The 2,352-nt window shown below is 72.8% G+C and carries 1 protein-coding gene; it reads left to right on the top strand.

Annotated features, from left to right (window positions below; genetic code table 11):
* Window positions 1-15: 15 nt before the first annotated feature.
* A partial coding sequence (locus DM816_RS41555; protein ID WP_162908417.1) for a type I polyketide synthase occupies window positions 16-2,352 on the top strand: 2,337 nt, incomplete at its 3' end.

The following is a 2,352-nucleotide window of genomic DNA, read 5'->3' as shown; positions in this document are numbered from 1 at the left end:
GACAACGTGGCGGCGGTGGCTGCTTTGCGGCGTGACCGGGATGAGCCGCGGGAGTTGTTGACGGCGTTGGGTGCGGTGTTCGTGCGTGGGCATGATGTGGATTGGGCTGCCACGTTGCAGGGTGCGGGTCGGCACGTGCCGCTGCCCACATACGCCTTCCAGCGCCGCCACTTCTGGCACACCGATACGCGGGCGGGCATGGGCCTGGCCGCTGCGGGGCTCGGGCCCGCCGGACATCCGCTGCTGGGCGCCAGTGTGGATTTGGCCGCCGGTGATGGGCTTGTCGCCACCGGCCGGCTGTCCCTGCAGACTCACGGCTGGCTGGCCGATCACGTCATTCAGGACACCGTGCTCCTGCCGGGTACCGCATATGCCGAGCTGGCGCTGTGGGCGGGGGAGCAGGCCGGCTGCCCGGTGGTGCAAGAGCTCACACTGGCCACGCCGCTGGTGCTGCCCGCGCACGGCTCGGTGCAGTTGCAGCTCACGGTCGCCGGCCAACTCGGCGACGAACGCCGCGAGTTCGCCGTCTACGCCCGGCCCGACACGGACGGGCCCTGGACTCGTCACGCCGAAGGCGTGCTGACGACTGCGGACGGTCCGGCGCCACCGGCCGAGGCTGCCTGGCCGCCGGACGGTGCCGTGGAGCTCGACCTCGACGAGGTTTACGGCCGCCTCGCCGAGCACGGATACGACTACGGCGAGGCGTTCCAGGGCCTGCGGCGGGTCTGGCGACGCGGCGACGACGTGCACGCCGAGATCGCGCTGCTGGAGTCCTTGGACCCCAACGGGTTCACCATGCATCCCGCGTTGCTCGACGCCGCGCTGCATGCGCTGCTGCCGGGGGTGGCCGGCGACGATCGGCCGCCCGCTTTGCCGTTCGCGTTCCGGGGCGTGCGGGTGCACGCCACCGGCGTCACCGCGCTGCGGGTCGGATACACCTGGACCGGTGACGAAACGGTGCGCCTGGACGTCACCGACGCGCACGGCCTGCCCGTCGCCACCGTCGAGGAACTGCGCTGGCGGCCCGTCACCAGCGGCGCCCTGCGCGAGGCCGACCCCGCGGAGGGTGCGGTGTATGCCGTTGCGCCGATCGAGGTTGCCACCGACCCGGCTGCCACGACGGCAATCGTCGACTGGGACGCGTATCTCGCCGACCCAGACCTGACCGCTGACACCGTGCTGTACCGGGCGCGCGCCGAAGGGGACGCCGACCCCGCCACCGCGGCGCAGGCCGCCGCCGAGCGCATGCTCGCGGTCGCGCAGCAGTGGCTGGCCGATTCACGGTCGGGCGACTCCCGGCTCGTGGTGTCGCTCGACGATGCCGATTCGCTGCGGTTGTCCGCGATCCGCGGCCTGATCCGCACCGCCATTACCGAGCATCCAGGCCGGTTCGGGTTGGTCGTCACGGATGACACGGAGGAATCCCGGTCGCGGCTGCCGCAGGCGTTGGCCACCGGCGAGAGCGAACTGGTGCTGACGCGGGGCGTCGTGTCGGCGCCGCGGCTGGTGCGCGCCGAACCGGGCCCCGCCACGGCGGACGCCCTCGATCCGGACGGCACCGTGCTGATCACCGGTGGGACCGGAGCCCTCGGCGGTCTTCTGGCCCGGCACCTGGCGGGCAAGCATGGAGTACGGCATCTGCTGCTGCTGAGCCGGCGCGGACCGGATGCCCCCGGCGCTGCCGAGCTCACCGAAGACCTCGCCGCCTGCGGCGCCACTGTCGACATTGTCGCGTGCGACACCGCCGATCGTGACGCGCTCGCGCGGGTGCTGGCCGGCATCCCGGAGGCGAGACCGCTGACCGCGGTTGTGCACGCCGCAGGTGTGCTCGACGACGGCGTGCTCACCGGCCTCACCCCGCAGCGGCTGGAAAAGGTGCTGCGAGCCAAGATTGACGCCGCCTGGCATCTGCATGAGCTCACCCGTGACCGCGGCGTCGCGCGGTTCGTGCTGTATTCGTCGGTTTCCGGGCTCATCGGCGCCGCCGGGCAGGCGGGATACGCAGCCGCCAACACGTTCTTGGACGCGCTGGCCGCGGAGCGTCACCGGGAAGGTCTGCCCGCGACGTCGCTGTGCTGGGGTTTGTGGGAACAGTCCGGCGGGATGGCCGAGGCGCTCGGCGACGCCGATCTGGCCCGCATGGCCAGGGCCGGCGTGCTGCCGCTGGCACACGAATCGGGGCTGGCGCTGTTCGACCGTGCGCTGCACGACGACCGGCCGCAGGTCGTGCCGCTGCGCTTCGACGGTGCAGCGCTGCGCCGGCCGGGCGCGGTGGTCGCGCCGATGATGCGCGCGTTGGTGCCGGTACGGCCTCGGCGGGGCCGCGGCGGTGCGGTGGAGACACCGCCGCGG

This window comes from Allorhizocola rhizosphaerae (genome assembly GCF_003426775.1).
GTDB lineage: Bacteria > Actinomycetota > Actinomycetes > Mycobacteriales > Micromonosporaceae > Allorhizocola > Allorhizocola rhizosphaerae.
Note: the sequence above shows the minus strand (reverse complement) of the source record. Positions and strands in the feature narration are given on the sequence as shown.